The sequence below is a fragment of the Desulfosarcina alkanivorans genome (genome assembly GCF_009688945.1).
GTDB classification, from domain to species: domain Bacteria; phylum Desulfobacterota; class Desulfobacteria; order Desulfobacterales; family Desulfosarcinaceae; genus Desulfosarcina; species Desulfosarcina alkanivorans.
This window is the reverse complement of sequence record NZ_AP021874.1, coordinates 1,145,842-1,171,312: the sequence shown is the minus strand read 5'-3', so window position 1 is coordinate 1,171,312 and position 25,471 is coordinate 1,145,842. Positions and strand designations below refer to the sequence as shown.

Here is a 25,471-nt window from a genome sequence, read left to right as displayed (position 1 = left end):
GAAGCCCGCGACGGTGAGCGGGCTTGCAGGGAAGCCGATTGTGAAGACGAAGCAAGTCAGCCATTTGATCCAGGAACACAAGACCCTTTTCATCATCATTATCGTCGGGCTGTTCCTGCTGGAACTGGAGATCTTCGCCCTGGCGGCCATGAAATCGGGGCGGAAATCATGGCTGCAGGTCATCGATGGCAATGGCCATGTCATCCACGAAACCAGCGGCAAAAACCTGAGTGAATTCAACAAGTACTATTTCGAGAAAACCTTCGGGCCTTTCGAGAACTACGATGTCCGCCTGGAAACCCGGGAGCATCCGTTCCCCTTCAGGGCCTGGTTCGTGGCGGCCATCGGCATCCCCGTCGGGGCCATGCTGCTCTTCGGCTTCGTCGTGAAGGCGTATGTGGCCATTTTTCACGGCAGCGAACTGCAGGGGGATGACGCCAGGCCGGCCTGTGAACCGGGCTATGAATCCCGCCTGGAGTCGATTCTGTTCCGCATCAGCCGGATGAATATCTTTATCATCGGTTTTTTGATTTTTATCGGTGTGATTTCCTACTGGATCATTCCCAACATGATCACCTACCTCGGGCGCACCGGAATCGATGTCGTCATCCGTTTCAAATGGGTGTTCATCGGTATCGGCACGGTGGTGGTGGGCATCGGCCTGTGGATTGTCTACCTTCGCTATCTGCTGGCCCGAAAGAGCATTGAAAGCCGCATGGAAATCGAAAAGCATCGCCTGGCCCTGGAATACAAGGCCCGCCACGGGGTGCCGCTGCAGCTGGACGAACCTTCCGCGGAAACGGCCCCTCCGGCCTCCCTGGACTGGGATCCTCCGGAATAAACGCTTTTCAACAAGAGACCGCAGCTTGTGACCGACGATTGATCCATGACCCAAATCATCACCACCCATAAGAACAGCGACTTCGATGCCTTTGCATCCCTGGTTGCCGCTACGCTGATATACCCCGAAGCCGTCGCCGCCGTTCCCAAGACGATCAATCCCAATGTGCGGGCCTTCATGTCCATTCACAAAGAGGTTTTCGACTACGTGGATCGCTGGAACATCGAAACCGGCAAGGTCAGCCGGCTCATCGTCGTGGACACGCCCAACTGGTCGCGGTTGGGCCCCATCGCCAAGTTGAGGCAACGGACCGACCTGGAAGTGCTGGTGTGGGATCACCACACGGGGGGCGATATCGATGCCGACTGGAAATGCCAGGAAGCTGTCGGTGCCACGGTGACCCTGATGGTGCGCCAGCTCAAAGCCATGCGCAAGCTGATCACGCCCATTCAGGCCACGCTGTTTTTAGCCGGCCTGTACGAGGATACCGGCAACCTGACATTCTCCTCCTGCACGGCTGAAGATGCCTATGCCGCCGGCTGGCTGCTGGACCGAAAGGCGGATCTGGCCCTGGTCGCTAAATTCCTGCGGCCCGCATACGGTGAAAAGCAGAAGGACGTGCTGTTCGAGATGCTGAAGAACACCAGCCGGATGAAAATAAACGGCCATTCCGTCAGCATCAGCCGGATCCATATCGACGGCCACGTGGGCAATCTGGCCCTGGTGGTGCGGATGTACCGGGACATCGTCAATGTGGATGCCGCTTTCGGCCTGTTCGTCAGCCAGGCAAAGAAAGGCAGGTGCAGATGCATGGTCATCGGCCGGAGTGACACCGACGCGGTGGATGTCGGCGAGTTGATGAAAAGCATGGGCGGCGGCGGCCATCCCGGCGCCGGCAGTGCCATGCTGCGCGACGTGAACCCCGATGTGGCCGGGCAGATGATCATCGATCTGCTGGAGGGTAACCAGCAGTCCTCGGTTCAGATCAGCGATTTGATGTCCTTCCCCGTTTTTACCGTGCCATCGGACACCTCCATGGCCGAGGTGGCCCGGATGCTTCGTCGGCGGGGGTGCACCGGACTTCCGGTGGTGGATGGGGATCGGCTGGTGGGCGTCATATCCCGCCGGGATTTTAAGAAAATACGCAAAGAGGGGCAGCTGCAGGCCCCGGTCAAGGCGTTTATGAGCACCCGGGTCATCACCATCGAACCGGGAAAAAGTCCCATTCAGGCGGCCCGGACGATGGTGCGGCACGACGTCGGCCGGCTGCCCGTGGTCGAAGCGGGGCGACTCATCGGTATCATCACCCGATCCGATGCCATGATTTATTTTTACGATCTGCTGCCGGACTGACGGGCGGCGGGAGGACGCCTGCCGGAATATTTCCGGGACCGGGCATCGCGCCTATCGCAGATATCGGCTTTTTTACGAATCCGTCAACCTTAACAGTGAAGGAACCGGTCCATGCAAACCCAGGCTGTCATCGATCATATTGTCCAATGGCTCACCCGTTATCTCGACCAGTCGGGAATGAAAGGCTTTGTGGTCGGCGTTTCCGGCGGCATCGACTCGGCGGTGACGTCCACCTTGTGTGCCATGACCGGCCATCCGGTCAAGGTGTTGAATATGCCGATCCACCAGGCGCCGGATCAGGTGGGGCGATCGGACCGTCACATCCTCTGGCTTCGAGACCGCTTCACCAACGCAGAAGGGGTGACGGTTGACCTGACCCCCGCATTTAAATCCATGCAGGACGTTTTTCCCGATGCGATTCAGGACGATTTGACCATGGCCAACACCCGGAGCCGGCTGCGCATGCTGACGCTGTATGGTTTTTCCACCCACCACCGCATGCTGGTGGCGGGCACGGGCAACAGGGTCGAGGATTTCGGCGTGGGTTTTTTTACCAAGTACGGTGACGGCGGGGTGGATCTGTCGCCCATCGCCGACCTGATGAAATCGGAGGTTTACCGGCTGGCAGAAGCGATGGGCATTATCGATGAAATCATTCAGGCCGCGCCCACAGACGGTTTGTGGAGTGACAACCGGTCGGACGAAAACCAGATCGGTGCCAGCTATGACGAACTGGAGTGGGCCATGGCATTCATGGACGGCAACGGCGACGAGCAGGCCCTGGAACCCCGGCAGCGGGAGGTCCTGGCCATCTTCAACCGGTTCAACCGGATGAACCGGCACAAGATGCTGCCGATTCCGATCTGCCAGATTCCCAGTCCGTTAAAGGAGACGTCATGAAACTGGAAACAGCCATCAAGTCCGCATTGGAATTCGAAAACCGAATCAGGGATTTGTACATCGAGGCGGTGGCCCGCACCGATGACCCCGCCGGTAAAAAGATTTTTAAGGCGCTGGCCGACGACGAGCAGCGTCACGTGGATTACCTGGAGCGCCGGCTCGATGAATGGCAACAGCGCGGCGAATTGACGGCCGCGACGCTGGCGTCGACGATTCCCGACAAGCGGGCCATCCGCAGGGCGGCGGCCGCCCTGCAAGCGAAGCTGGGCGAGGATGCCCGGGGATTGAAGCAGCAGATGCTTTCACGGGCACTGGAAATGGAAATCGAAACCAGCCGGTTCTACCGGGAACTGATCGATCGGGTGCCCGACAATTCTCGTGCCATGTTTGAGCGTTTTCTGGAAATCGAGGACAACCACGTCGAAGCGGTGCAGTTTGAACTGGATCATCTGAACAACACCGGTTTCTGGTATGGTTTTGAAGAATTCGATATGGAGAGCATCTGAGCGGGCCCGGGGCCGGTCATCCGCCGACCGCGTCGTAGACCGCCTGAACCCTGTCAAAGATCCCGCCCCATGAAAAAGCGGCGATCCGCTCCGCCACAGGTCGCAGGTCGATTTGGGGCTGCCGGCCGGCGGCGATGATCTGACGGACAAGGGCCTGCTTCAGGTCCGCCTGGAACCGCCCCTCGTCCTCGGGCAAGGGCTGATCGACATTGCGCAGCCGGGGGGGGCGCACCAGATCGATCGCGTCTGTGTCCAGGCCGTCCATGACTGCCGTTACGCCGGGCAGTCGGGTGGCGACAACCCTGCAGCCGCTGGCCAGGGCTTCCAGCATCACCAGCGGCAACCCCTCGAAAAAGGATGACAGCACGAAAAGATGCGACCTGGCCATGATTTCGGCCAGGCGGGGCTGGCTCACGGCGCCATAAACCGTGACCCGGTCTCCCAGGCGTTCGGCCAGCCGCAGACATCGGGCTTGCTCCTCGCCACTGCCCCCGCCCACCAGGTTGAGGTGCCAGTCCGGCGCTTCAATTGTCGACAGTGCCCGCAGCAGCCAGGGTACCCCTTTGGCCCGGCAGAGCTTGCCCGCATAAATCAACTGAACCGGCTGCGGATCCGGTTTGGTGGATTGCACAAACCGTCTGCTGTCGTATCCCGCGCCGATCACATGTACTTTTTCCGGAAGCAGGCCATAGCGTTGCACGATTTCTTCCTTCTGTTCAGCACTCAGTGCCATGACGGCATCCAGACCGCGGCACCCGGCCAGTACCTGCCCTTGAAGGTGCGGACAGGTCTGGAACTGGCGCAGGTCGGTGCCGTGGCAAGTGGTCACCATCGGGATGTCCGGAAGCAGGTGTCGGCCCAGTGCGGTGAGGATCCACAGGTGATGGCTGTGGATGAGATCCGGCCGAAAGGTGACTGCCGCCGCCCGGATACCGCGGGCAAAGGCGGTCTCGTAGGCTTTTAGGTCGTCCGGGGAAAGGTCGCGGAACCGGGTGCTTTCATAGGGCATGACGTCGCTCATGCCCGCGATGGGATAGGCGATGGCATCGCTGCTGAAGGTGACGAAACGACAGCGGTCGTCGTCGATGCCGTCCAAACGCTGCGACCAGCCCGAGGGGACGCCGGCCAACAGAAAGTTGGTGTGGCCGCGGTCTGACGCTTCGCGCAGCATCGCCTGGAGGTAGATGCCGCTTCCGGTGGCGTCAGGGCGCTGGCTCAGTACATGAAGGATTTTCAGCGGCCGATGCTGATGCCGGTTCATATCGCTCCTCAGGGGGATGCCCCCACGATGGTTCCGGGCCTATCCGTTGCGGGCAAACTGCCAGGCTTCATCCATGCGGGCTTTCACGTAGGCGATCAGGCGGTCATCCCATGCGTCCACATCGAAGCAGACGGCATCCTCGCCCAGCAAGCCCTCGGGGACGAAATCGCCATTTTCTTCCGGGTCGCTGATCATCTCGCCGTAAAAGCAGACCGACAGCCAGCGGGGAGCGTCTTCGATCACGTCGACCATCACAAAAAGCGACTTCTTGCGCTGGTTGGTGTGCACCGCTCTCAGGGAATACGTTACGCCGGGCCTGGGGATAAAGTCAAAGGCGGTGCCTTCCTTTTTTTCCAGATAGGCTTTTAAGTGCGAAAAGACGGCTTTGGTTTTTTCCGCTGTGTCCTGCCATTCATCCAGAAAAAGTTTCATGGCCTGGGCTGCTTCTTTTTCCATGGGGCGCTCCTTCTCATTCTTGTGAATCCGATGGGGTATCGTGTCGAAAAAGAGCATATACCATTAATGGGGTGAAAATGAAAACCACAAAAAGCGGCTGATGTTGAAATTGCAGGAACACAACAGGATGCCCCCTTGACCGCTGAAAAAGCCGTGCACCGGCCGGCGGCGGTTACCCGGCCGGCCTTTCCCTGTCGACGTCGTCGTAAAAGTCAACGGGTGCCGGGGACAGCAGCGGGCCATAGCTGCGTTGCAGCGTGTCGATGATGCGATCGAGGGGGACGTCTGCAAATTCGCCCCGGTGACGGATATACGCCATATGCGCATTGCCCAGCTGGTCAAAGGGGTGATAGATGGAATCGGCGCGGCCGTCAAAATCGAGAGGTTTCAAATGGAACCGCTCGCACAGTTCGATGTTGAATGCCGGTGTGGCCTTGACCCATCTGCCCCCGATAAACAGGGACGTGTATCCATGCCAGAAAAAAATATCCGTTTTCATCAGTTTACGCAGCCGTTGGGTGGTCAGGTGGTTCCTGACATCCGCAAAACCCAGCCTGGCGGGAATCTTCAGGGCCCGGCAGCAGGCGGCCAGGAGCACCGCCTTGGGCACGCACCATCCCCGGCCGGTGGCCAGTGCCGTGCTGGCCCGCATCCCCTGCACCGTCAGATCGATGGAATAGGGGGCGTAGCGGATGCCGTCACGAACGGCGTAAAAGAGCCGGACGGCCTGATCCCTGGGGCTTGCCGCAGCACCGGCATGAGAGCGGGTGAAGGCCATTACCTTTTCGTGATCACTGTCGATGATCGCCGTGGGGAGGAGCATTTCGGAAACATCCGGGAGCATATGGGTTTCATCCTTTGCTGAGGGTTGCCGGCAAGGCCGTTTCCATCGTGTTCTTTCGGACAGCATCGCGGTGGGCCACCGGCCATGTCCGGAACCGGCGCGGGCGCAATGAGCGCCGCGTACGGGTTATTTTTTCTCGCCTTCCGAATCCGGCCAGCGTCCATCGGCATCGACGCTCAGGCCCAGCGCCCTGGCCCGCCTGGCCCATTGCCGGCGCGCCAGGGCCTGCATGTCCGCGACCGGGTCCAGTTCGTCGACAATTTCCATTCCCAGCAAGGTTTCAACCACATCTTCGATGGTCACCAGGCCGCTGGTCCCGCCATATTCATCGATAACCAGGGCAATGTGCTGGTGCTGGTCGAGAAAAAATTCGAGCAGGTTGGACAGGGTCATCTTGACGGGTACGGTCCCGATGGCCCGTTTTAACGTGTCGAGTTTGACCTCGCCCTGGTCCCGTGCCTTGGAGAGCAGCAGGTCGCCCCTGAGAATGAAACCGTCGATGTGATCCAGGTCCGTATCATAAAGCGGCAGACGCGTGAAGGTTACGGCGGGTTCGCTTTCCAATGCCTCGTTGACCGACAGGTCCCGGGGCAGGGCTGAAATCACGGTACGCGGCGTCATGATGTCTTTGGCCGAGAGGGAACCGAACCGGAACAGGTTGCGGATGATCCGTGATTCGCGAGGATCGATTTTCCCGGCGCGTTCCCCGATGCCGGCCATGGCGAGAAACTCATCGCGATTGAACACGTGGGCGCTTTTGCCGCGGGCAATCAGCCGGGTCAGGGCTTCCGATATCCAGATTAACGGATACAGGGTCCAGATCAGAATGCGGACGAATCTGGCCATGGGCCTGGCCAGGGCCCGCCAATAGACCGCACCGATGGTTTTAGGTATGATTTCGGACAGGAACAGGATCATCAGGGTCATCAAGGCGGAAAACAGGCCGAACCATGCGCTGCCGAACACCACGGTCGCCTTGGATCCCGAGCCGATGGCGCCCACCGTGTGGGCAATGGTGTTCAAAGTCAGGATGGCAGCCAGGGATTGGTCCACGTTGTCCTGTTTCAATCGTTTCAACAGCACGGCCAGCTTGGGCTTTCCGTCGCGAAGGCCGGCGATGTAAGCGGGGGTAATGCTCAACAGCACCGCTTCAGCCACGCTGCAGAGAAAGGAAAACACCAGTGCCAGCAGGATGTACGACACCAGCAGGATGACATCGGTGCTCGTGGGACCGGCCTCTGCCGTCGGTATGCCGGACAGGCCGGCGGCGGTTGCGGAGTCGGCGGCAATCAGCAGGGACAGCAACATTGCCGTCCAGGAGCACCGGCCGGGTATACGTCTAATCATTCGAATCAAAAGGCCTCCAGATTAATCCTGGCCATTGCGCCGCTGAAGCCATTGGCTCAGCTCACGTGCCTGCCTGATCAGTTTATGGTTGTCGTCACAGCCGCGGAATCGCAGCTCCATTGCCATGGATTCGAGGACCTGTCGGGTTTCATATAGTTTTTGATTCAATTCGTCGAGTTTATTGTGCATCACGGTCCTCCTCGATTCGACCGGTGGCGGGGCGTTCACAGTTTGGTGATGGTCAGCACATATTCTCCATAAGGGTGGGCCGAGACCGTCACCGTAAACAGGGTCTGCCGGCAGACAATGGTCACGGTTTCGGACTGCAGTGCCGCTTCTGGGTCTATCCGAATTCCCTCATATGGGTACCTTGGCCATGCCTTGGGTTGATCGTGGGGTTTTCTCGGGCCACCCCACGGGCACCATTCCTGTTCCAGCATCGGTGTCCGATAGGGTCTGCACGGTCCCATGGGGCGCTGATTCGGACCGATTCCTCCCGCATGCATCGGCGCGGGGCGGGTTCAGGTGGTGACGGCCTGGCCCACGCCCGGCAGATACATACCAATCCCGGAAACTTTTTTGAACCCCCATGTGCAACATCCTGCCGGGGAGGCATTCGGGCTGTCGCACAACGCAACGCAGCCGAACGCAACTGCAGACACTTTGATAGACTAAAGTTAATTGTCCCCTCGCCGATATCATGTTCAACTTATCGACAAGGGGTCTGAAGCCTTTCGGATGATGGAAAAATTGGTTGAGGATATATACCGTCACAGCCTGAAAACCGGTTCCCTGGCCAAAGCCATCGCAACCCGTGATGGCCTGGAGACCGATCAGGTGGATGAAGCCGTCATGGCCGGATTGCTCCACTGATCCGGATGCCCGGATGGATCCGGGACTGGAACAAGGTGTCTGAGTCGGGGTGAAAGGGGACAGTATGTTTCGCCACGCTGCCGGATTAACAACCTGGACCGCTTCGATTCGTGTACCTGGAGGATAACGATGAAAATCATGATTGTGGAAGATGATCCCGTCTCCATGGCGCTTCTCAAGAAAGTGTTGACCAAGATGGAGAAGTCCGTTCTGACCGCCGCCACAGGCGCCCAGGCCTGGGACCTGTTCGAAAAGGAACGGCCGCGAATCGTAGTCAGTGACTGGATGATGCCGGAACTGACCGGCCTGGAGTTGTGCCGGCGGATTCGGGAATTCCCCGGCGATACCTACACCTATGTGATCATCATGACGGCCAAAGATCGCAAAGCGGATATTCTGGAAACCTTTGCCGCCGGCGCCGACGACTATGTGGCCAAACCCTACGACATCCGTGAGTTTCAAGCCAGGCTCAATACCGGAAAGCGGGTGATTCAACTGGAGGACACGCACAAGACCCTCCAGGAAACATTAATCAGCAGCCGCAACAAGATTCGGATCGTATTCGACGCCCTCCCGGAAGAAATTCTTACCGTAGACCGGGAATTGAATGTGGTTTCCCTGAACAAATCGGCCCTGGACGCCATTAAGGGCAATTTTGACGACCATGTCGCCTTGTCATGCTGCAAGCTCAGCGAAAAAGGCAATTCCGACTTTTATAACCGGCAGTTGGCATCACTGGTCGGTTCGTGTCTCGAGACCGGATCGCGGCAGTTTTATCTGGACCGATTCAGCACCGAGGATGGAAAGGAGATCATCAAGGAGCGAATCGCCCTTCCGGTGAAGGAGGAAGACGGCCAGGTCCGCCAGATCACCTTCGTTTCGAGAGATATCACCGAGGCCCACCAGCACAATGAAGAAATTAAAAAGTTGAACCAGAAGCTGACCAAAATTTCCCGGGAAATGCTGAAAAAGAATCACTCCCTTGAAAATGCGCTTGAGCGGCTGGAACATACCCAGGCCCAGATGCTGCAATCAGAAAAGATGGCCTCCATCGGCCAGCTGGCTGCCGGCGTGGCCCACGAAATCAACAACCCGACCGGTTTCGTGAGCAGCAACCTGAAGACCCTGGGAGACTACCAGGGCGACATGAACCGACTGATCGGGGACTACCAGCAGCTGAAATCGGCACTTAAGGAATTGCCTTGCGGACAGCTGCCCGAACCTGTCGTCAATCTGATCAGACAGGTAGAGACCGTTGAAGAAGAGGTGGATATCGATTTCATCCAGGAGGACGTGGGGGAACTGATCGGCGATTGCCAGGAGGGGACGGACAGGATCAAGAAAATTGTCGACGACCTGAAGCATTTTGCCCACCCGGGCGAAGACAGGATGACCGAGACGGACATTAACGCCGGCATCGAATCCACCTTGAACGTGGTGAACAACGAGCTCAAATACAAAGCCACCATTGTAAAGGAACTCGGTGATTTACCGTTCGTGCATGCCTATCCCCAGCAACTCAACCAGGTTTTCATGAACATCCTGGTCAACGCGGCCCAGGCCATCGAGAAATCGGGGGAAATCAAAATCGCTACGGCGCCGGTGGACGACCGGGTGGAAATCCGCATCAGTGACACGGGCTGCGGCATCTCCAAAGCGGTACTGAACAAGATTTTCGATCCTTTTTTTACCACCAAGGATGTGGGTAAGGGCACGGGGCTGGGTATGAATATCGCGTACAACATCATCATGAAACACCATGGGGACATCCGCGTGGAGAGCGAGGTCGGCAAAGGGACGACCTTTATCGTTCAACTGCCGGTCCTTTCATCGCCGGAATCGGCAGCCATTGCATCCGAACCGTCGCCGGTTTCGGGATAATCATCCTGTCGGAGAGCTTCGATGGACCTGAAATACGATCACACGCTTTTGCTGGTTGATGATGAACCCTCAATCCTCAAAGCCCTGAAACGGCTGTTCCGGCGGGAAGGATACCGGATCCTGACGGCCGAAGGCGGCCAGCAGGCCCTGGATCTGCTTCAACGGGAGCGGGAAGCGGTATCCCTGATCATTTCTGACCAGCGGATGCCCGCCATGAACGGGGCCGTTTTTCTGGAGCGGTCCATGGACATCTGCCCCCGGGCCATAAGGTTTTTGCTGACAGGCTATTCCGATATGGATGCGGTTGTGGATGCGGTCAACCAGGGCAACATTCACAAATATCTGTCCAAGCCCTGGAACGATGCGGAGATCCTTTTGCTTGCCCGTGAGGCCCTGTACCAGGTGGAACTGAAACTGGAAAACCGCCGCTTGACACAATTGACCGGCCGGCAGAACCGGAAACTGGCCGATTTGAACAGGCGGCTGGAAGAGACGGTCAACGAGCGGACCTGGGCGTTGAAATACCAGAACAAGATGCTGCAGAACATGAACATCGGGCTCGAAAAGAGTCTCATGGGAACCATTCGCCTCCTGGTGTCGCTGGTGGCGTCAAGCAACCCCGGGCTGGGCAGTTATATGAAGGCGACGGCCCACGTGGCCAGGGGGATCGCCGTCGAAGCCGGACTTGATGAGGATGCGCAGAACCGCGTGGAAATGGCCGGCCTGGTTCATGATATCGGCCTGCTGGGCATGCCCGAAACGCTTCTGGAAAAAGATGAACGGTCCATGTCTGCCGAGGAGTTCGATGCCTACCGACAGCATCCGGAGATTGCCGCGTTGTCACTGTCGTCGGTTGAAGGACTCAAGGCCATCAGTGAAATCGTCGGCGCCCACCACGAGAACCTCGACGGATCGGGTTTTCCCAATGGGATCATGGGCGGGGACCTGCCGACGGGTGCCAGAATCCTGGCCGTGGCCGCCGATTATTGCGCCGTCCTGCATCTGTGGCCAAAGGGGGTGAAGCGTCTGCTTTACGCCGCCCGTCGCTACCTGAGCCATGACGCTGTGTCTGCGGTGGAGATTGCCGACGGACCGGAGATGCGGCGGGAGGTTGCCGAAAGGATGATCATCGCCGGTGCCGGGAAACGGTACGACGGGACGATCGTTCGCCACTTTTTAGCGAGCATCGGCAGTGACCCGGGAAAAAACAACATCTACCAGTTGGCGTTTAACCTGCTGAAAGAAGGCATGGTGCTGATGGAAGACCTGCGGCTGCAGGACGGCCGGCTTTTGCTCACACGGGGAACGACGCTCGGTGACGGCGCTGTCCAGAGCATTCAATCCATCGGCCATCGCGGGATGATCGACGGTGCCATCGCGGTCACGATGCCGTCCCCCGGGAATGCGGAAAAAGAGGATCGGCCATGAACAGACAACAGATGATTAAAAAAATCGAATCCATCACTGACCTGCCCACCCTGCCGTCGGTTGCCATGGAGATCAACCGCATGCTCCAGGACGTGAACACGCCAATCGAAAACCTGGTGGGCATGCTGGAGAAAGACCAGTCCCTGGCCCTTAAGATGCTGCGCCTGGTGAATTCTTCCTTTTACGGATTTAAAAGCAGGATCGCCAGCCTGCGCCATGCCGTGACGCTGATGGGCTACAGTACGGTTCAACATGCCGTTGTGACGGTTTCGGTCATCGACTGCCTGAAAACCAGCGCCACCTTCGACGGGTTCGATATCTCCCGCTTCTGGACCCATTCCATCAGCGTGGCCGTGATCAGTCGGCATCTGGCGTCCCGAACCAGGCTGGCCCTTCCGGAAGAGGCCTTCACGGCGGGACTGGTCCATGACATCGGCAAGATTATACTGGTCAACCATTTCCCGGACGTGTTCGTCGAACTGATTGGCGCAACCGCATCCGGGGATATGACATTTTCCGCAGCCGAAAAAAACGGAGACACCTATCCCCATCACCTTATCGGCAGCGTCCTGGCCCGGAGGTGGATGTTACCGGAACCTTTGAGACGGTCCATTAAAAACCATCACGGCGCCTGTGCCAGGGGCGCTGACGACAACCTGGCCGGCCTGGTGTCCGTCGCCGATACCCTGGTCAACGTAATGGACAGCATCCCGGGCTGCCGGATCGAACCCGGAGTGATTCCTGAGGGTATTCGCGGACCCGTGACCGGGACGCTTAAAGAGAGCGCCGCCTGGTTTCCCCAGGCCAGGCAGGAAATGACCCTGGCCTGTGACTTTTTCAACAAGGGATAGCAAGATGGAAAAAAAAGAACGTACATTGTTATGCATCGATGATGAGCAGAATATCCTCAACGCGCTCAAACGACTGCTGCGCAAAGAAACGTTCAGGGTGTTGACGGGTAACAGCGGGAGAGAAGGCCTGAAAATCCTTTCCGAAAATGAAGTCCATGTGGTGGTATCGGACCAGCGCATGCCGGAGATGAACGGCACCGAATTCTTAAAGAAGGTCAAAGACGCCTACCCGGAAGCCATCCGGATCATTCTTACCGGATACACAGACGTGGACAGTATCAGCGAGGCGATCAACGAGGGCCATCTGTACAAGTTTTTCCTCAAGCCGTGGAATGACCAGAACCTCAAGCTGGAAATCCGGCAGGCGATGGAGCAGTATGATCTGGTACAGGACAACAAGCGCCTCCACGATCAGGTGTTGCAGCAGAATCAGGAACTGAAACGGGTCAACGAGAATCTGGAAAACATCATTCTGGAGCGTACCCGGAACCTGGAATTTCAGAACCGGGCCCTCCAGGTTTCGCATGCCATCCTGGATGACCTGCCGGTTCCGATCATGGGCATCAGTTCGGAAATGATGGTGGTCATGGCCAACAAGGCCCTTCATCGGCGATTGGGGGGCGGACACGCCATCCAATTGGGTGGCAACGTGAACGAATTCTTCGATGCCGATGTGAGGTTGCAGGTGGGCAATTGTTTGACAACATTGAAAAAATGCACCATTTCAGGAGCCAGCAACGATGGCCGGTCATTTAAAATGGAATTGATTCCCCTGACCGGCAGGTATCAGGGGCAGGGGGTTATCATGACCCTGTCAGCGGCGGCTGGCGCCCCATGATTCGCCGGCGGACAGGTTGTCACGCCGGGGCGAATGGCGTAAAAAGAGGCTATCCGAATACATATACCTGAACGCACCGACCGGCGGCCGGTCCATTGAAAGGAACAGACATGTCACAACACGCGATTCTCATGGTTGACGATGAACCCAGTGTGCTCAAGGCTTTCCAGCGAGCGCTGAGAAAAGAGCCGTATACCCTGTTTACAGCCGAGAGCGGCGCCGACGCGCTCAACATTCTGGAGGCCAGGGAAGTCAGCCTGATCATCAGCGACTATAACATGCCCGGCATGAACGGTCTCGAATTTCTCAAGGCCGTGAAAGCAGATCACCCTCATATCCTGGGCATCATGCTCACCGGACAGGCCAAGGTGGAAATCGTGATGGAGGCGATCAACGACGCCGGCGTTTATAAATTTATTCAAAAACCCTGGGACGATCAGGATCTCAAGCTCACCATCCTGCGTGCGCTGGAATCCATTGATCTGGCCACCGAAAGGGATCGGCTGATTCGTAAAGTCAGGAACCGGGATGCCATTTTGAAAGCGCTGGAGAGCAGGCATCCCGGAATCACGCGCGTGGAACGCGATAAAGACGGTTATATTTTTCTGGATGAATAGTCTGCCGGCCTGTGTGTTCAATGGCACCGGGGCATTATGATTGCGTCGGTTGCCGGTGACCTGCAGGCCGGTTATGATTTGCGGGCCGTCTTGAGCCCGCATTGGACCAACGACCCGTTAACGCCATGACATCCATCCTGAGGGTTACCGCCGCCATCATTATTCACGACGGCACCATATTGATCGCCCAGCGACGCCCGAACGACCGGCTGGCAGGCATGTGGGAATTCCCCGGCGGTAAAATGGAAGCCGGCGAGACCCCGGAGCAGTGCCTGAAGCGGGAACTTCGTGAGGAACTGGCCATGGATGCCGCTGTCGGCCGGTTCCTCGGATCCTGCGTTTATCATTACGATCATATCTCCATCGACCTGATGGCCTATCGGGTATCGTGGAATGGCAGGCCGCTCAGGCTGATCTCCCATCAGGCCGTCCGGTGGGTATTTCCCGGCCAGCTGGCCGATTATCCGTTTACCCCGGCGGACCTGCCCTTTGTCCGCCGTCTGGAAAACGGGGACATTCCCCTTGATTGACCTTTTGGCCTGCGGCAGGGGTTGAAGTCCGAAGGCGGGTCGGCTATAGGGAAAGAATTGATAATTTCGGGGCGAAAGGCCGGTCAGATCGTATTCGGAGCGGGATCCAATCGCCCATAACCCATCGGCATCAATCCTGGCACCTGTGTTCACTATGACTTCAACGACTATCGGTTACCGGGTTGGATGGCTCGTTGACGGGACCGGAACGCCGGCCGTCGAAAATCGGATCATTACTGTCAACGCGGGGCGGATCCAGCGAATCTCGAACGCCGAAACGCCGCAGCCACAAGGAATGACCATTGTCGATCTCTCGGCGTGCACGGTGTTTCCGGCGTTGGTCGACAGCCATGTTCATCTGGTGATGTCCGGCACCACCACGCCGGCTTTACGCCGCAAGCAGCTGACCAGCACCTACGCGGACCGCCGTGACACGATTGCCAAGCACCTTCGCCAGCACCTGAGGTGCGGCGTGCTGGCCGTTCGCGACGGCGGAGACCACAATGGCGATACCCTGAGGTACAAGGGGGACGCGGACCCGCGTTCTCCGACGACGGTTACCGTCGCATCCCCGGGCCGGGCCCGCCACGCACCGGGCCGATATGGCAAACTGATCGGCATTCCGGTGGAAGCCGGAAAGACCCTGGTCCAGAGTGCCTTCGGTGAAAATACGCGGCGGGACCATCTGAAATTGGTCAATTCGGGCCTGAACAGTCTGACCCAGTTCGGTGTGGAATCTGCGCCGCAGTTCGATGAGAGCGAATTGGCGGCGGTGGTTGCGGAAGCCAGAAAACGGGGGCTGTCCACCATGGTCCACGCCAATGGCCACCAACCGGTCAAGCTGGCTGTTCTTGCCGGGTGCAGCAGCATCGAGCACGGGTTTTTCATGGGGAAGGAAAACATGCGCCGGCTGGCCGATACCGGCGTGGTCTGGGTGCCGACGGCCGTGACCATGAAGGCCTATGGCGATTACCTGAAAAATCAGGGACACCGAAGCGATCCCTCTTTTGCCGACGTGTCCAGAAAGAACCTGGAGCACCAGCTGGCGCAGATCCATGCCGCCAGGGAAATGGGGGTGACCCTTGCCCTGGGAACCGATGCCGGCAGTCCGGGCGTGCATCACGGATCGTCGGTACAGGAGGAACTCAGGCTCTTCATCTCAGCGGGATACAGCGTGGAAGGGGCCATTCGATGCGCCAGCCGGAACGGCGCGCTGCTCATGGGCCTGCCCGAAAGAGGCAAGCTTGCCCCGGGAATGCGGGCGGATTTCATGGCGGTCAAGGGGCCGGTGGCGCACGTGCCGGATGCGCTCCATCAGATCGTCTGCCGGGTGGTCGAAGGGCGAGAGATCGGCCTGGACCCCGCTGGCCAATGACGGGCCTTTTATTCGGGAATTTTAACTGCTCTTCAACGTGTATGAAAACGCACAAGTTTCATCCGTGTTCAGACCTCGTTCAACGGGGCGGCGGCACTGAATTCTGGTTGCCCGATTAACCGTCAGGCGGCTACCGCCCCTTTTCAAAGGACAAGCAACGCCTGGTTCTTTGGGCCAGGATCTTTCGTGTCGAGGAATGAGGCCTAACGCAGTCACCGGATTTGTGAGGAACCAATCAGAATCGCGTCTTTTTTCGTGGGAGCGGCTTCCAGCCGCGATGCAATGGGATGATCGCGGCTGGAAGCCGCTCCCACGCCTTTTCGGTTCCTTTCGGATATTGGGATATATGGCCATGGGTGGCCTGAAAAAGCTTTTTACGAAGCGGTCAATTTTTTCTTTCGTGAACGCACTTTCTGGAGCAACCGCTTGACCGGATCGGCCATACGGTTCAGGGGCGATTCCCGCCGGCGGTATATTTCTTCCAGTGACAGGTGAGGATCCTTTGCCGGGCTTCTCAGGTAGCGGCGCAGGGCAATCAGGCGGTTTTTAATCTCTTTTTCGGCACGGATTTTCAGAATTTCTTTCTTTTTCAGGATCTCCGCTTTGATCGCTTCATCGGGCCGCTGCCCCTGGTATTTCTCCCTTTTGTATCGGATCCTGAGGGCAATCAGGTCCTGAATGACCTGTTCGTACTCAGGGTCCAGCCAGATCACTTCGGGCACCAGATCGCCGAAATGGGTGACCCCGAGAATATCCTTGTCCTGGTCCCAATAGTTGACCAGGAACTCCTGTTCGAGATCCATGTAATTTTTTAACGGCATGTACATGCGCCGGAGGTACATGAGCACCTTTTCCGTTTTTTTACGCTGGCCGCCGATGATGACCGAACCGCCCACCTCGCCGCGTTTGACGCCTTTGGTCCAGGGCGCCCCCGTGATGCCGAAGTCATGGTACACGGGGAGGTGCATCAGCGCCGACAGGGTGTTGATGGCCAGGGCGTATCCCGCAGACGGTCCGCCCACGCTGTAGGACGCGGAAAGCAGCTGGTGGTGGATGGTATACTTGTCCAGGAACTCGCCGAGCAGCCGGGCGGCGCTGACCTTGGGGTCCATGTCCTGCAGGTAGTTTTTGACCATGGTCAGGGCTTCATGGGCGCTCTGCTGGGTCATCTGGACGGCCATTTCCATCTGGGCGCCGGCCGAAGACGATGATGACACCGCGCCGGTGACCATGACCTTTTCCGAAGACAGGCTGTAGGTGAGGCTGGTGGCGATGGGCAAAAGAACGCCGGTCACGTCGTTGGCGCCCACGCCGATGATGAACCCCACTTGAGGCTCCTGGCTCAACTCCGCCTCCAGGAAGTCATCGAGCACCACCTTGCCCTTTTTGGTCGGACTTTCCGAGATTTCGTGCCGGGCCGACTTGAGATGGCTGGCGACCATGGGATAGTCCTGCGGCCCTTCGATCGGTTTCAGCAATTTTAAAATCGCTTCATAGTTGTCCAGGAACCGTTCAGGCGCACCCCGGGCGGCTTTTTTCAGCCGGCTTTCCCGATCGGCCGCTTCCAGGATTCCCATGAGCGTCTTGAAGTTGAATTTGACGAAATTTTCCCGGGCTTTTATGGGGTCATGGCGAATCTGACGGAGGCGCTGGATGACCTCGAACTCCGTATTGCGCAGGGACCTGGCTTTTTCGACAAAGGCGGCGTAATCCGCCGGCGTATTGCAGATGCCCTTGGCCGCCTCGACGATACGGTCCGTGTCCAGATCCGGTGCCAGGGGAATCTCCGTCAACGCGTTTTCCACGATTTGAGCGATATCCTTTTTCTTCAGCAGGCCCTTGATCTCCTGTACCTTCAGGCGCTTGGAACGAATCAGGGCCGGATCCAGAATATCCAGGCGGTTGGTGGTGAGCACGGTGAACACTTTGTGCAGCGGTGTTTCCCCATCGATCAGATTCAGGAATTTATTGGTCAGTTTGTCAGACGGATTGCCGCCGGTACCGCTGCGTTTGGGTGCCAGGGCATCCCCTTCATCGAAGAAAACCACGGTCGGTGCGATCATTTTGGCGATGTCGTATACTTTTTCCAGGTTGTCCACCGCGCCGTCGACGGGGTTGGCCGGGTCCTGCAGGGCGCTGGCGCTGGTGGCGATGTCGTGAACCTCGGTGTTCTCGCTCAGCCAGGTGCGCACCAGAAAGGTTTTGCCGCTTCCCGGCGGGCCGTTGAGCACCACGCCTTTTTCTTCGCTGACATTGTAATACAGGCAATTATTGGTCATCTCCGAAAAGATGTCCTTGATGCTTCCCACGTAGGCTTCCCATTTGACATCCCGATCCATGCGGCCGACCACTTTTTTGTAAAGATCGCCGTAGGAGTTCTGGGCCACCAGTTCAAAGGCTTTTCTCACCAGCATGGCATCGTCCAGGTAGGAGGCGTTGAAATCCCCCTTGATCTGGATGATGGAATGGACCAGTTTTCGCACGTAGGAGGGGATCACTTTCAACGTGCGTTCCCTGAAAATGGCGTAGAGCTTGTCCACCGTCTCCGATACGTCTTTCGGCAGCAGGCATTTGGCTGACTGGCATGCGTTTTCGTTCTGGTCGGACGCCACCAGGATGTCGTTCCTGAGCAGTTCGAGCCGCACCACTTCCTTGAGGTTCTCCGGATTGGTCCAGTAATCGGAAATGTTGATGATGCTGCCTTTTTCCACAAATCGGCGGTAGATGGCGCCGTCGAAGCGTTCGGGCTGATCCGTGGTGGCGATGAGCAGGCAATCCCTTTTGCCGCTGATGATTTCGTCCAGAACGATATTGGAGGTGTCCACGAGGGTCCGTTGCTGGCGGGCAACGCCGGAATCCCGGCCGGTGGCTTTCCCGAAAGCGCTGTGGGCCTCTTCGACATGCCGGATCGACGTTTTCCGGGGGTCGCCCAGGGCTTTTTTAAAATAGTTGCCGGGTTCACCGGCCAGCGCGGTCTGGAAATCATTGGGGGTGACCATGGCATAGTCCACCCAGATACCCTGTTCCTGGAGTTTGGACAGCCCCTGCCCGATCCTTTTTTTCAGGATTCGCCGCAACAGGGGGATCCTGGACAGACGCTTGTAAAACTTCAGTTTCTTTCGCCGGGACATTTCAATGGCCAGCGTCGGATCGATTTCTTCAATGGTTTTCCAAAAGGGTTCACCGGCGAGCACTTCTTCTTTTTTTTGATGAAGATCCACTTCCGGCAATACGTCGTTTCCGAAAATGATCCGGTCAATGGCCTGGTTGACGGTGGACGTTTTTCCGCTCCCGGACGGGCCGACAAACAGGAGCAGGGACGCTTTGGGAACGCTGGCATCCGAAATGTACTCTTTTCGGAGGTGGGCGCGATAGACTTTCTCGAACAGGTCGTAGAGTTCGACGGGGATATGGACGTCGACCAGTTCTTTGTCCAGAAGAGAGATCAGGTAACGATAGTCTTTGGCGGATACCTCCTTTTCGAGGATTTTGTTCCAGGCCTCCTGGGGGTTGGTATGGCCCGAAATCTCGAACCGCATCTGCCAGTCGGTGAGGATATCCGGGTCTTTGAGGACGTTGAAGGTTTTTTCAGGGGCTTCTACAAAAAAGGAGAGAAAGGTCTCCAGGACCGTGTTGATCAATCCCATGGGCGGCCGGTATTGATTGAGGCGGGCCCGCATGAAGGCTTTGGTCTCCTGAGGCCAGGCGGCCACGAGGTCCTTGATCTCCCGGATCCGGCTTTCCGTCAGTTGGACGTAGGTGATCTCTCTAGTCAGCCGTCTGGTCATCTTCTTCTCCCTCGGAACGGTTGGGGGCATTGAAAGCGGGGAGGGTGACTGCCGGCGTGTCATCACGGGTATTCTGGATGACCACGGTGTTCTGGCCTAGCTGTTGTTTTTCATATGCGGTGGCCCATTTCTGCTGCGTGAGGAACTGAAGCAGTGCCGTGTCCGAGGATCCGTCATCCCTGCCCAGCGAATGCTGCAGGTTCTGGATGCCGTCCAGATAGGCGGCGTAGAGCTTGCGGATCCGGCTGGCCTCCTGGTCCGCTGCATAATTATCGGCTTCGGCAATCAGCTCCCGGCGCTTTTTTTCTTCGGAGGCTTCCACGAGTTTGTCTCCGAAACGGGTCTCCTTGAGCACGAAACTGACGACCTCGACCCCATATTTTTTTTCAATCGTGGGGCCGCCGATATTGATGGGGCGTGACTTCAACGCCGTGAAAATCGCCTCCTTGATGGATTCACGGTCGCTGATCAACCGGTCCACCTGCTGGGCCTGGAGGATGTCCTTGACGATGCCGTCGTAGTCTCCCTGGAGCAAATCCAGGGGGCTCAGGTTCTCGATGGCCCACGTATTCAGATTGCGGATGCGATAGGTGAGAACTCCGGACGTCCACAGGGCCACGTTGCCCTTGGAAATGATTCGCATGGGGGCCGGGGTGCCGCCCAGCTGGAGGGTCTGGTTCATCAGCGGCACTTCCTGCTCGATGCGCGTGAAGTAGGGCAGACGGGCGTGCCAGCCCACATCCGTGACCGCCTGGCGGATCCCGCCGAACCGTTCCAGAACAACCGCATAGTTCATCTTGACCTTGAAGATGGTCTTGGTGGCATAAACAACGGCAATCAGGCCGTAGATCAACCCGACCACGGTGATGGCTGCAATGAGGCGGCGCAGGACGGTTTTTACGAAGGATCGCCGCAGCAATTGACTGGGTAGCGGTGTGGCCATTTCTGCTCCTTTGGTTTCAGGAAACACCCCTTGGGGCGCCCCGTCCGGGTTGGGCTCATGAACTGCCGGCATTTTATGGGAAGGCGCCGTGCAAGCGGTCGACGCCACTGCGATCGTCCTGACAATGGGAAATCAATGGGTTGTGATGAACGGAGCAATCAGGAAAAGATGATTCGTGGACGAGAACATGCCCCGTCATCTGTATACCTGTACCGGTCGACATCGGGCAGTCTGAAAACAGGACTATTCAAACATGAAAAGGGTGCGGTTTCAAGGGAAAATCCATCCGGCACACCTGGGTGCGGTCATCCGGGTGAGTATTACAGATTGCTCGCCAGTGCCAGCTGGTTCCGATTTACGGCAACGTTGAACGTCGTCTGGACCAGGTCGTGGTGGCGCACTTCAAAGGGGAGGTAGACCAGCAGGTAGCGGTTCGGCTTGACCTGGATGTCGGCGATGCGGTCCTGCACCGCACGTTTGGGCCGGATGATGCCGGCCAGGTTCAATTTGAGGGTTTCGACGGATTCGGACACCGGCAGGTTGACCGGGTAGGTCGTCCCTTTGGGCAGGTGGGCCGCCAGGTGGTCCCGGGGCTGGGCGAGGGTGATATGGTGGGTCAACCGCAGAAAGCTCTGGGGGCGCACCTTGAAGGCCGGCCCCCAGAAGTGGAAGGGAACCCGGTCCCAGCCGGGCTGAATCACTTTGGGAAGGTTGGCTACCTTGACCAGATCCGCATAATGGTCAAGGCCGATGCCGGAGATATCGGCCTTGATGCGCCAGAAGGGCAGGTAGATGATGTTTTCGTTTTCGGGCCCCGGCATATGGGCTGCGTTGACGCGGGTCATGCCCTGTCGGGACGCCCGCCACATGGCGTCGCAGTTGCTGCAGTGCAGTACCAGGGCATCCCGGCGCCCCTGCATGTCCCAGCCGCAGTTCGGGCACAGGGTCGGGATGAAACGGATGCGCCAGTCCGCCGGTCCCCCGGGCAGCCGGCTGGCTTCGAAGGGCTCATCCAGGGGGCCGGACACCGGCTGATTCAGCACCGCGTCCATGATCCGGTGGTCCGCGTAAAAAGGGGCGTAAATCAGGCTGACGGACTCGCCGATATGGGCCTGGTGCAGGATCGGCCCGGGTGTGTCGCGGTTGAAGCGGCCAAGAAAGGTCTCCATGACGCCGCGAAAGGGCCGGGAGGGGCTGATGAACCATCCTTTGGTCTCCGGGCTGACAAAACGGAGTTTCATGGCCTGGCTGCGAAGTCCGACCGATGCGGGAAAAAGGGGCGATGGCGCCGCCTGCTGGCTGACATCCAGAAACCGGTTCTGGATGCCGGCGGGCAGACAGGAAAAGAGCATGCCCTTGAAGCGCCAGTAGGGGAAATACACCAGGTCCCGGCCTTCGGGCGCCCGATGGGGCAGCAGGTAGCGGAAATATCCCTGCTCCACGAGGTAGGATTTTACCTTGCAGAACGCACATTGAAAAAGACGGTCCGTCTCGTCGAGTTCTGCCGGCGCGCCGCACTGGGGGCACTGATGGTCGATGAGAAAATTAATATTTCTCTCCGCACCGGGTGCAGAATTTGGCCCCGGCCAGGTTTTCGGCGCCGCACTTCGCGCAAAAGACGGGTTTGGGTTTTTCTTCCGTGGGATGACCGCAGCGCGAGCAGAATTTTGCATTGGGCGCCAGGTTTTTGCCGCAGTTGCCGCACTGGACGAAAACCAGCTGCTGGTGGCCGCACATGGGGCAGAACTTGGCTGCCAGCGGGATACTGCATTGACACTCCTGGCAGGTGGCCTGCTGCTGGGCGGGCGGGGCGCCGCCCTGCGGGCCTTTTCCGGCGCCATTGAAATACTGGGCAAACATGGCCGGCATCATCAGCCCCAGGCTGGTCCCCATGCCCATACTGCCATCGCCGTCGGCTTCCGACGCCTTTTCCATGGCCATGGCCGATTTCATCTGCATGAGCTTGTTCATGTCTTCGAAGACGCCCATGCGGCTGCGGTCGTCGATGGCCTTCTGCACATCCGGTGGCGGCGTGATGGCATTCATGTACAGGTGGGTCAGGCCCAGACCGAAGTGCCTGAAATCCCCTTCGAGGCGCTTGGCCAGGCCTTCGGACAGCTCGTCGTATTTGGCCGGCAGGTTGAGGATCGAGTCGATGGTTTCGCCCATGTAGTCGTTGAAGCGGGAGACGATTACCCGATTGAGGTATTCCTCTATCTCTTCCGTCGTAAACATTCCCTGGGTGCCCACCATGGTGTTGATGAACAGCACCGGCTGGACCACCCGCAGGTTGAAGACCCCGAAGGCCCGCAGCCGGATCAGTCCCAGTTCGTCATCCTTGAAGGCCACCGGGTCCCGGGTTCCCCATTTCAGGTTGGTGAAGACCTTCATGTTGACGAAATACATCTCCGCCCTCAACGGGCTGGTCATTCCCCAGGGCAGGCTGGCGATCTTGGTGAGGATGGGGATATTGCCGGTTTTCAGGGTGTGGCGACCGGGGCCAAAGGCTTCGACGGCTTTTCCCTTGTAGTAAAAGACGCCGGCCTGACTTTCCCTTACGGTGAGCTGGGCCCCCCATTTGATTTCGCCGGACCCTTTTTCGGGCAGGCGGTGGACCAGTTCCCGGCCGCTTTCATCAAACCATTCCAGATTTTCAAGAAATATCCGGTTGTCAGCTTTCATGGGCAGATTCTCCTGTTCCGTGTTGAAAACGTGGCGTTGCCTCGATTATCGGCCGTGAATTTAAAAACATGAACCAAACCATGCCGCCGATTTTCTATAGCATGGGCGAATATGGATGTAAATGCTCAGAAGAACAAGGTAATTCTGGAATACACGGTATCGGCGACGCCGATGCGGATGCCGGTTTCAGGCAGGTCGAACCCGCCGAATTCCGTTCCGTCTGCACCCGCGGCGAGCTTGGCGCCCACCACAACCCTCAGGTTCTCGGCGGCGTCCCACTGGCCCCAAGCCTGCATCACCGCCGACGGATCGGCGGCATTGAGGATCACATTGAAAAACAGGTTGAACAGGGGGTGCACTTCCGCCTGGAGCTGGCCGGTGAGGTAGTTTTTTCCTAAAACGAACAGTTCTCCGCGATCGATCCGTTCGACGACGGCAGGATCCGCCAGCGCGGCGGGGTAGTCCGTGTCTCCCAGGCCGTTGAAATAATATTCCACAAAGCCGTAGAAGTTGTGCTGCCACCAGACCCATGAGAAATCCACATTGGCCACCAGCGAGAGGTAGTCATCCCTGCGGGCGGCAGGGTGGTCGAGATCGGTCCAGGTGGCATTGATGCGCCAGGCGGCGTCGCCGGCATAACCGGAAAGCCCCCACCCGCCGACAACATCCCGGTAGTGCCGGGATGCCATCAGGTCGAGGTCGCGTCCGCCGATGCGGATATGGGCCTTGACGGCCAGGGACTGGTGGTCGCTGCTGACATCGCCGGTCTCCGGATCCCGCCGTGGAGCCACCAGCGCCTGAAGGTCGTCGCCGTTTTCGAACAGAACCTGGGTGAGGGCCATGTCGTCGCCGGTTTTGTAGTCCCGTTCGATGTCGGTGGGCGCAAACGGATTGAACAGGTCCATTGGATTGAACACAAACCCATCGCCCCAGGTAACGGCCTGCCGGCCGACGCGAACCATTCCCCAATCGGGCAGCACGGTCAGGTTGAGCCGGTCCAGGCGGTGGTAACAGATATGGCTGCTGCCCGTGTCCAGGGTCGCGGTCAGATCCATCAGCCGCCGGCGGTCAAGGCGGTCGGGGTCCGGCAGCGGGAGGGGCAGGGGGGTGCCGGGCATTGCCAGGTCAACCATACGCGCGTTGCGGACCCCATCGCCGCCGTGACAGATGGCTTCGTAGTGCGTTTCCAGGTCGATCGCCCACGGCAGCGATGTCAATTGGGTGAGCCGGAACTCCAGGGTCCCGTCGGTCAGGGGCGCCGGGGGATCCACGTCCGGAAAGGCATGCGCTTCAGGCCAGCGCAGGTCGCCAAGGGCCTTGAGATGCCCGCCCCACTGCATGCCGGCATCGAATGCCGCCAGCGGGCAGGGGGTCAGGACAACCGCCAGCATGGCGGACAGCAGAAAATTGCGTAAGGTCCGGAAGGGGGTCATTGGGTTTCCGGATCGTCAGGTCTGTCGTCTGGTGTCATCTTCAATCCGTCCATCGCGGATATGGACGAGCCGATGGGCGTGATCCATCACCATTTGATCATGGGTGGAAAAAATAAAGGTCGCCCCTTTTTCCCGGTTCATCCTTTCCATCAGGGTCAACAGGGCCTCGCCGGTCGCCGAATCGAGGTTGGCCGTGGGTTCGTCAGCCAGCACAATGGCCGGACCGGAAACAATGGCCCGCGCCACGGCCACCCGCTGCTGCTGGCCGCCGGAAAGTTCGGCCGGTCGCCGGTCTCCCATATCGCCCAGTCCGACTTCATCCAGAATGGCCAGTGCCCGCCGGCGGCGTGTTCCGGCGTCAACTCCTTGAAGGTGCATGACATAGGCCACATTTTCCGCCGCGGTCAGCACCGGTATGAGATTGAATGCCTGAAAGATGAAACCGATGCGCGTCAGGCGCAGTCGGGCCAGCCCGGCGGGTGTCAGGCGGTTCAGGGCGGTCCCGTCCACCCGGATGGTTCCGGCGTCGGGCAGGTCCAGCCCTCCGATGAGATTGAGCAGGGTGGTCTTGCCCGATCCGCTGGGCCCGGCCAGGGCGAGAAATTCACCGGCCTCGACCGTCAGGTTCACCGCTTTCAGGGCGCTCACCGTCACTTTGCCCTGGACGTAGGATTTGCGTATGTTGCTGCAGCGGACCATACTTTTTTCCCTTCACCCCGTCATG

The 25,471-nt window shown here is 58.4% G+C and carries 23 protein-coding genes; 12 read left to right on the top strand and 11 right to left on the bottom strand.

The window, feature by feature from the left end; genetic code table 11:
- Nucleotides 1-40 precede the first annotated feature (40 nt).
- The 4 genes from DSCA_RS05180 (at nucleotide 41) to DSCA_RS05165 (ending at nucleotide 3,600) form a co-directional block, all read left to right on the top strand.
- Entirely contained in the window at nucleotides 41-841 is an 801-nt protein-coding gene (locus DSCA_RS05180) for a hypothetical protein (RefSeq protein ID WP_155315413.1), read from the top strand.
- A 45-nt stretch (nucleotides 842-886) separates the two neighbouring features.
- Entirely contained in the window at nucleotides 887-2,194 is a 1,308-nt protein-coding gene (locus DSCA_RS05175) for a CBS domain-containing protein (RefSeq protein ID WP_155315412.1), read from the top strand.
- A gap of 111 nt (nucleotides 2,195-2,305) precedes the next feature.
- Complete coding sequence (nadE, locus tag DSCA_RS05170; RefSeq protein ID WP_155315411.1) at nucleotides 2,306-3,094, top strand: NAD(+) synthase; 789 nt, start codon at nucleotides 2,306-2,308, stop codon at nucleotides 3,092-3,094.
- Nucleotides 3,091-3,600: a rubrerythrin gene (locus tag DSCA_RS05165; RefSeq protein WP_155315410.1), complete on the top strand. Its 510-nt coding sequence runs from the start codon at nucleotides 3,091-3,093 to the stop codon at nucleotides 3,598-3,600. Before nadE ends, DSCA_RS05165 begins: the two co-directional genes overlap by 4 nt.
- Before the next feature lie 16 nt (nucleotides 3,601-3,616).
- Here the strand turns inward: DSCA_RS05165 and DSCA_RS05160 are convergent, their stop codons facing one another.
- The 5 genes from DSCA_RS05160 to DSCA_RS05140 all read right to left on the bottom strand — a co-directional run bounded on the left by DSCA_RS05160 (nucleotide 3,617) and on the right by DSCA_RS05140 (nucleotide 7,697).
- Nucleotides 3,617-4,861, bottom strand: a complete 1,245-nt coding sequence (locus DSCA_RS05160) for a glycosyltransferase family 4 protein (protein ID WP_155315409.1) — start codon at nucleotides 4,859-4,861, stop codon at nucleotides 3,617-3,619.
- A gap of 39 nt (nucleotides 4,862-4,900) precedes the next feature.
- Nucleotides 4,901-5,317, bottom strand: a complete 417-nt coding sequence (locus DSCA_RS05155) for a hypothetical protein (protein WP_155315408.1) — start codon at nucleotides 5,315-5,317, stop codon at nucleotides 4,901-4,903.
- A 172-nt stretch (nucleotides 5,318-5,489) separates the two neighbouring features.
- Complete coding sequence (locus tag DSCA_RS05150; protein ID WP_155315407.1) at nucleotides 5,490-6,161, bottom strand: transglutaminase-like domain-containing protein; 672 nt, start codon at nucleotides 6,159-6,161, stop codon at nucleotides 5,490-5,492.
- Nucleotides 6,162-6,287: 126 nt separating this feature from the next.
- Nucleotides 6,288-7,508, bottom strand: a complete 1,221-nt coding sequence (locus DSCA_RS05145) for a CNNM domain-containing protein (RefSeq protein ID WP_231716382.1) — start codon at nucleotides 7,506-7,508, stop codon at nucleotides 6,288-6,290.
- Nucleotides 7,509-7,529: 21 nt separating this feature from the next.
- Nucleotides 7,530-7,697, bottom strand: coding sequence for a hypothetical protein (locus DSCA_RS05140; protein WP_155315406.1), 168 nt, complete (start codon nucleotides 7,695-7,697; stop codon nucleotides 7,530-7,532).
- 549 nt (nucleotides 7,698-8,246) lie between these two features.
- Here DSCA_RS05140 and DSCA_RS05135 point away from each other — a divergent pair.
- The 8 genes from DSCA_RS05135 (at nucleotide 8,247) to DSCA_RS05100 (ending at nucleotide 15,901) form a co-directional block, all read left to right on the top strand.
- The gene (locus DSCA_RS05135; protein ID WP_155315405.1) at nucleotides 8,247-8,381 is read left to right on the top strand and encodes an HDOD domain-containing protein; all 135 of its coding nucleotides are present in this window, start codon (nucleotides 8,247-8,249) and stop codon (nucleotides 8,379-8,381) included.
- Nucleotides 8,382-8,510: 129 nt separating this feature from the next.
- The gene (locus tag DSCA_RS05130; RefSeq protein ID WP_155315404.1) at nucleotides 8,511-10,262 is read left to right on the top strand and encodes a response regulator; all 1,752 of its coding nucleotides are present in this window, start codon (nucleotides 8,511-8,513) and stop codon (nucleotides 10,260-10,262) included.
- A 21-nt stretch (nucleotides 10,263-10,283) separates the two neighbouring features.
- Nucleotides 10,284-11,690, top strand: a complete 1,407-nt coding sequence (locus tag DSCA_RS05125; protein ID WP_155315403.1) for an HD domain-containing phosphohydrolase — start codon at nucleotides 10,284-10,286, stop codon at nucleotides 11,688-11,690.
- On the top strand, nucleotides 11,687-12,541 hold the full coding sequence (locus DSCA_RS05120) for an HDOD domain-containing protein (protein ID WP_155315402.1): 855 nt from the start codon (nucleotides 11,687-11,689) through the stop codon (nucleotides 12,539-12,541). Before DSCA_RS05125 ends, DSCA_RS05120 begins: the two co-directional genes overlap by 4 nt.
- A gap of 4 nt (nucleotides 12,542-12,545) precedes the next feature.
- The gene (locus tag DSCA_RS05115) at nucleotides 12,546-13,379 is read left to right on the top strand and encodes a response regulator (RefSeq protein ID WP_155315401.1); all 834 of its coding nucleotides are present in this window, start codon (nucleotides 12,546-12,548) and stop codon (nucleotides 13,377-13,379) included.
- 110 nt (nucleotides 13,380-13,489) lie between these two features.
- Entirely contained in the window at nucleotides 13,490-13,996 is a 507-nt protein-coding gene (locus tag DSCA_RS05110) for a response regulator (protein ID WP_155315400.1), read from the top strand.
- A 101-nt stretch (nucleotides 13,997-14,097) separates the two neighbouring features.
- Entirely contained in the window at nucleotides 14,098-14,526 is a 429-nt protein-coding gene (locus DSCA_RS05105; RefSeq protein WP_197904748.1) for a (deoxy)nucleoside triphosphate pyrophosphohydrolase, read from the top strand.
- Nucleotides 14,527-14,821: 295 nt separating this feature from the next.
- Nucleotides 14,822-15,901, top strand: a complete 1,080-nt coding sequence (locus tag DSCA_RS05100) for an amidohydrolase family protein (RefSeq protein ID WP_167527612.1) — start codon at nucleotides 14,822-14,824, stop codon at nucleotides 15,899-15,901.
- 374 nt (nucleotides 15,902-16,275) lie between these two features.
- On the opposite strand, the gene DSCA_RS05095 is transcribed toward DSCA_RS05100, so the two are convergent.
- The 6 genes from DSCA_RS05095 to DSCA_RS05070 all read right to left on the bottom strand — a co-directional run bounded on the left by DSCA_RS05095 (nucleotide 16,276) and on the right by DSCA_RS05070 (nucleotide 25,446).
- A complete protein-coding gene (locus DSCA_RS05095) occupies nucleotides 16,276-19,689 on the bottom strand; it encodes an AAA family ATPase (protein ID WP_155315398.1) in 3,414 nt (1,137 codons plus the stop codon).
- Nucleotides 19,670-20,632, bottom strand: coding sequence for an SPFH domain-containing protein (locus tag DSCA_RS05090; protein ID WP_155315397.1), 963 nt, complete (start codon nucleotides 20,630-20,632; stop codon nucleotides 19,670-19,672). The genes DSCA_RS05095 and DSCA_RS05090 overlap by 20 nt, the downstream gene beginning before the upstream one ends.
- A gap of 320 nt (nucleotides 20,633-20,952) precedes the next feature.
- A complete protein-coding gene (locus DSCA_RS05085; protein ID WP_155315396.1) occupies nucleotides 20,953-22,074 on the bottom strand; it encodes a hypothetical protein in 1,122 nt (373 codons plus the stop codon).
- A gap of 103 nt (nucleotides 22,075-22,177) precedes the next feature.
- The gene (locus DSCA_RS05080; protein WP_155315395.1) at nucleotides 22,178-23,314 is read right to left on the bottom strand and encodes an SPFH domain-containing protein; all 1,137 of its coding nucleotides are present in this window, start codon (nucleotides 23,312-23,314) and stop codon (nucleotides 22,178-22,180) included.
- 125 nt (nucleotides 23,315-23,439) lie between these two features.
- Nucleotides 23,440-24,747 (bottom strand): hypothetical protein, encoded by a 1,308-nt coding sequence (locus DSCA_RS05075; protein WP_155315394.1) that lies wholly within the window; start codon nucleotides 24,745-24,747, stop codon nucleotides 23,440-23,442.
- 15 nt (nucleotides 24,748-24,762) lie between these two features.
- Complete coding sequence (locus DSCA_RS05070; RefSeq protein WP_155315393.1) at nucleotides 24,763-25,446, bottom strand: ABC transporter ATP-binding protein; 684 nt, start codon at nucleotides 25,444-25,446, stop codon at nucleotides 24,763-24,765.
- Nucleotides 25,447-25,471: the final 25 nt, after the last annotated feature.

Bases quoted from the DNA above. Each gene is read 5' to 3' on its own strand.
- DSCA_RS05175 (WP_155315412.1), top strand. From the start codon at position 887: ATGACCCAAATCATCACCACCCATAAGAACAGCGACTTCGATGCCTTT.
- nadE (WP_155315411.1), top strand. From the start codon at position 2,306: ATGCAAACCCAGGCTGTCATCGATCATATTGTCCAATGGCTCACCCGT.
- DSCA_RS05165 (WP_155315410.1), top strand. From the start codon at position 3,091: ATGAAACTGGAAACAGCCATCAAGTCCGCATTGGAATTCGAAAACCGA.
- DSCA_RS05160 (WP_155315409.1), bottom strand. From the start codon at position 4,861: ATGAACCGGCATCAGCATCGGCCGCTGAAAATCCTTCATGTACTGAGC.
- DSCA_RS05155 (WP_155315408.1), bottom strand. From the start codon at position 5,317: ATGGAAAAAGAAGCAGCCCAGGCCATGAAACTTTTTCTGGATGAATGG.
- DSCA_RS05150 (WP_155315407.1), bottom strand. From the start codon at position 6,161: ATGCTCCCGGATGTTTCCGAAATGCTCCTCCCCACGGCGATCATCGAC.
- DSCA_RS05145 (WP_231716382.1), bottom strand. From the start codon at position 7,508: ATGATTAGACGTATACCCGGCCGGTGCTCCTGGACGGCAATGTTGCTG.
- DSCA_RS05140 (WP_155315406.1), bottom strand. From the start codon at position 7,697: ATGCACAATAAACTCGACGAATTGAATCAAAAACTATATGAAACCCGA.
- DSCA_RS05135 (WP_155315405.1), top strand. From the start codon at position 8,247: ATGATGGAAAAATTGGTTGAGGATATATACCGTCACAGCCTGAAAACC.
- DSCA_RS05130 (WP_155315404.1), top strand. From the start codon at position 8,511: ATGAAAATCATGATTGTGGAAGATGATCCCGTCTCCATGGCGCTTCTC.
- DSCA_RS05125 (WP_155315403.1), top strand. From the start codon at position 10,284: ATGGACCTGAAATACGATCACACGCTTTTGCTGGTTGATGATGAACCC.
- DSCA_RS05120 (WP_155315402.1), top strand. From the start codon at position 11,687: ATGAACAGACAACAGATGATTAAAAAAATCGAATCCATCACTGACCTG.
- DSCA_RS05115 (WP_155315401.1), top strand. From the start codon at position 12,546: ATGGAAAAAAAAGAACGTACATTGTTATGCATCGATGATGAGCAGAAT.
- DSCA_RS05110 (WP_155315400.1), top strand. From the start codon at position 13,490: ATGTCACAACACGCGATTCTCATGGTTGACGATGAACCCAGTGTGCTC.
- DSCA_RS05100 (WP_167527612.1), top strand. From the start codon at position 14,822: ATGACCATTGTCGATCTCTCGGCGTGCACGGTGTTTCCGGCGTTGGTC.
- DSCA_RS05095 (WP_155315398.1), bottom strand. From the start codon at position 19,689: ATGACCAGACGGCTGACTAGAGAGATCACCTACGTCCAACTGACGGAA.
- DSCA_RS05090 (WP_155315397.1), bottom strand. From the start codon at position 20,632: ATGGCCACACCGCTACCCAGTCAATTGCTGCGGCGATCCTTCGTAAAA.
- DSCA_RS05080 (WP_155315395.1), bottom strand. From the start codon at position 23,314: ATGAAAGCTGACAACCGGATATTTCTTGAAAATCTGGAATGGTTTGAT.
- DSCA_RS05075 (WP_155315394.1), bottom strand. From the start codon at position 24,747: ATGACCCCCTTCCGGACCTTACGCAATTTTCTGCTGTCCGCCATGCTG.
- DSCA_RS05070 (WP_155315393.1), bottom strand. From the start codon at position 25,446: ATGGTCCGCTGCAGCAACATACGCAAATCCTACGTCCAGGGCAAAGTG.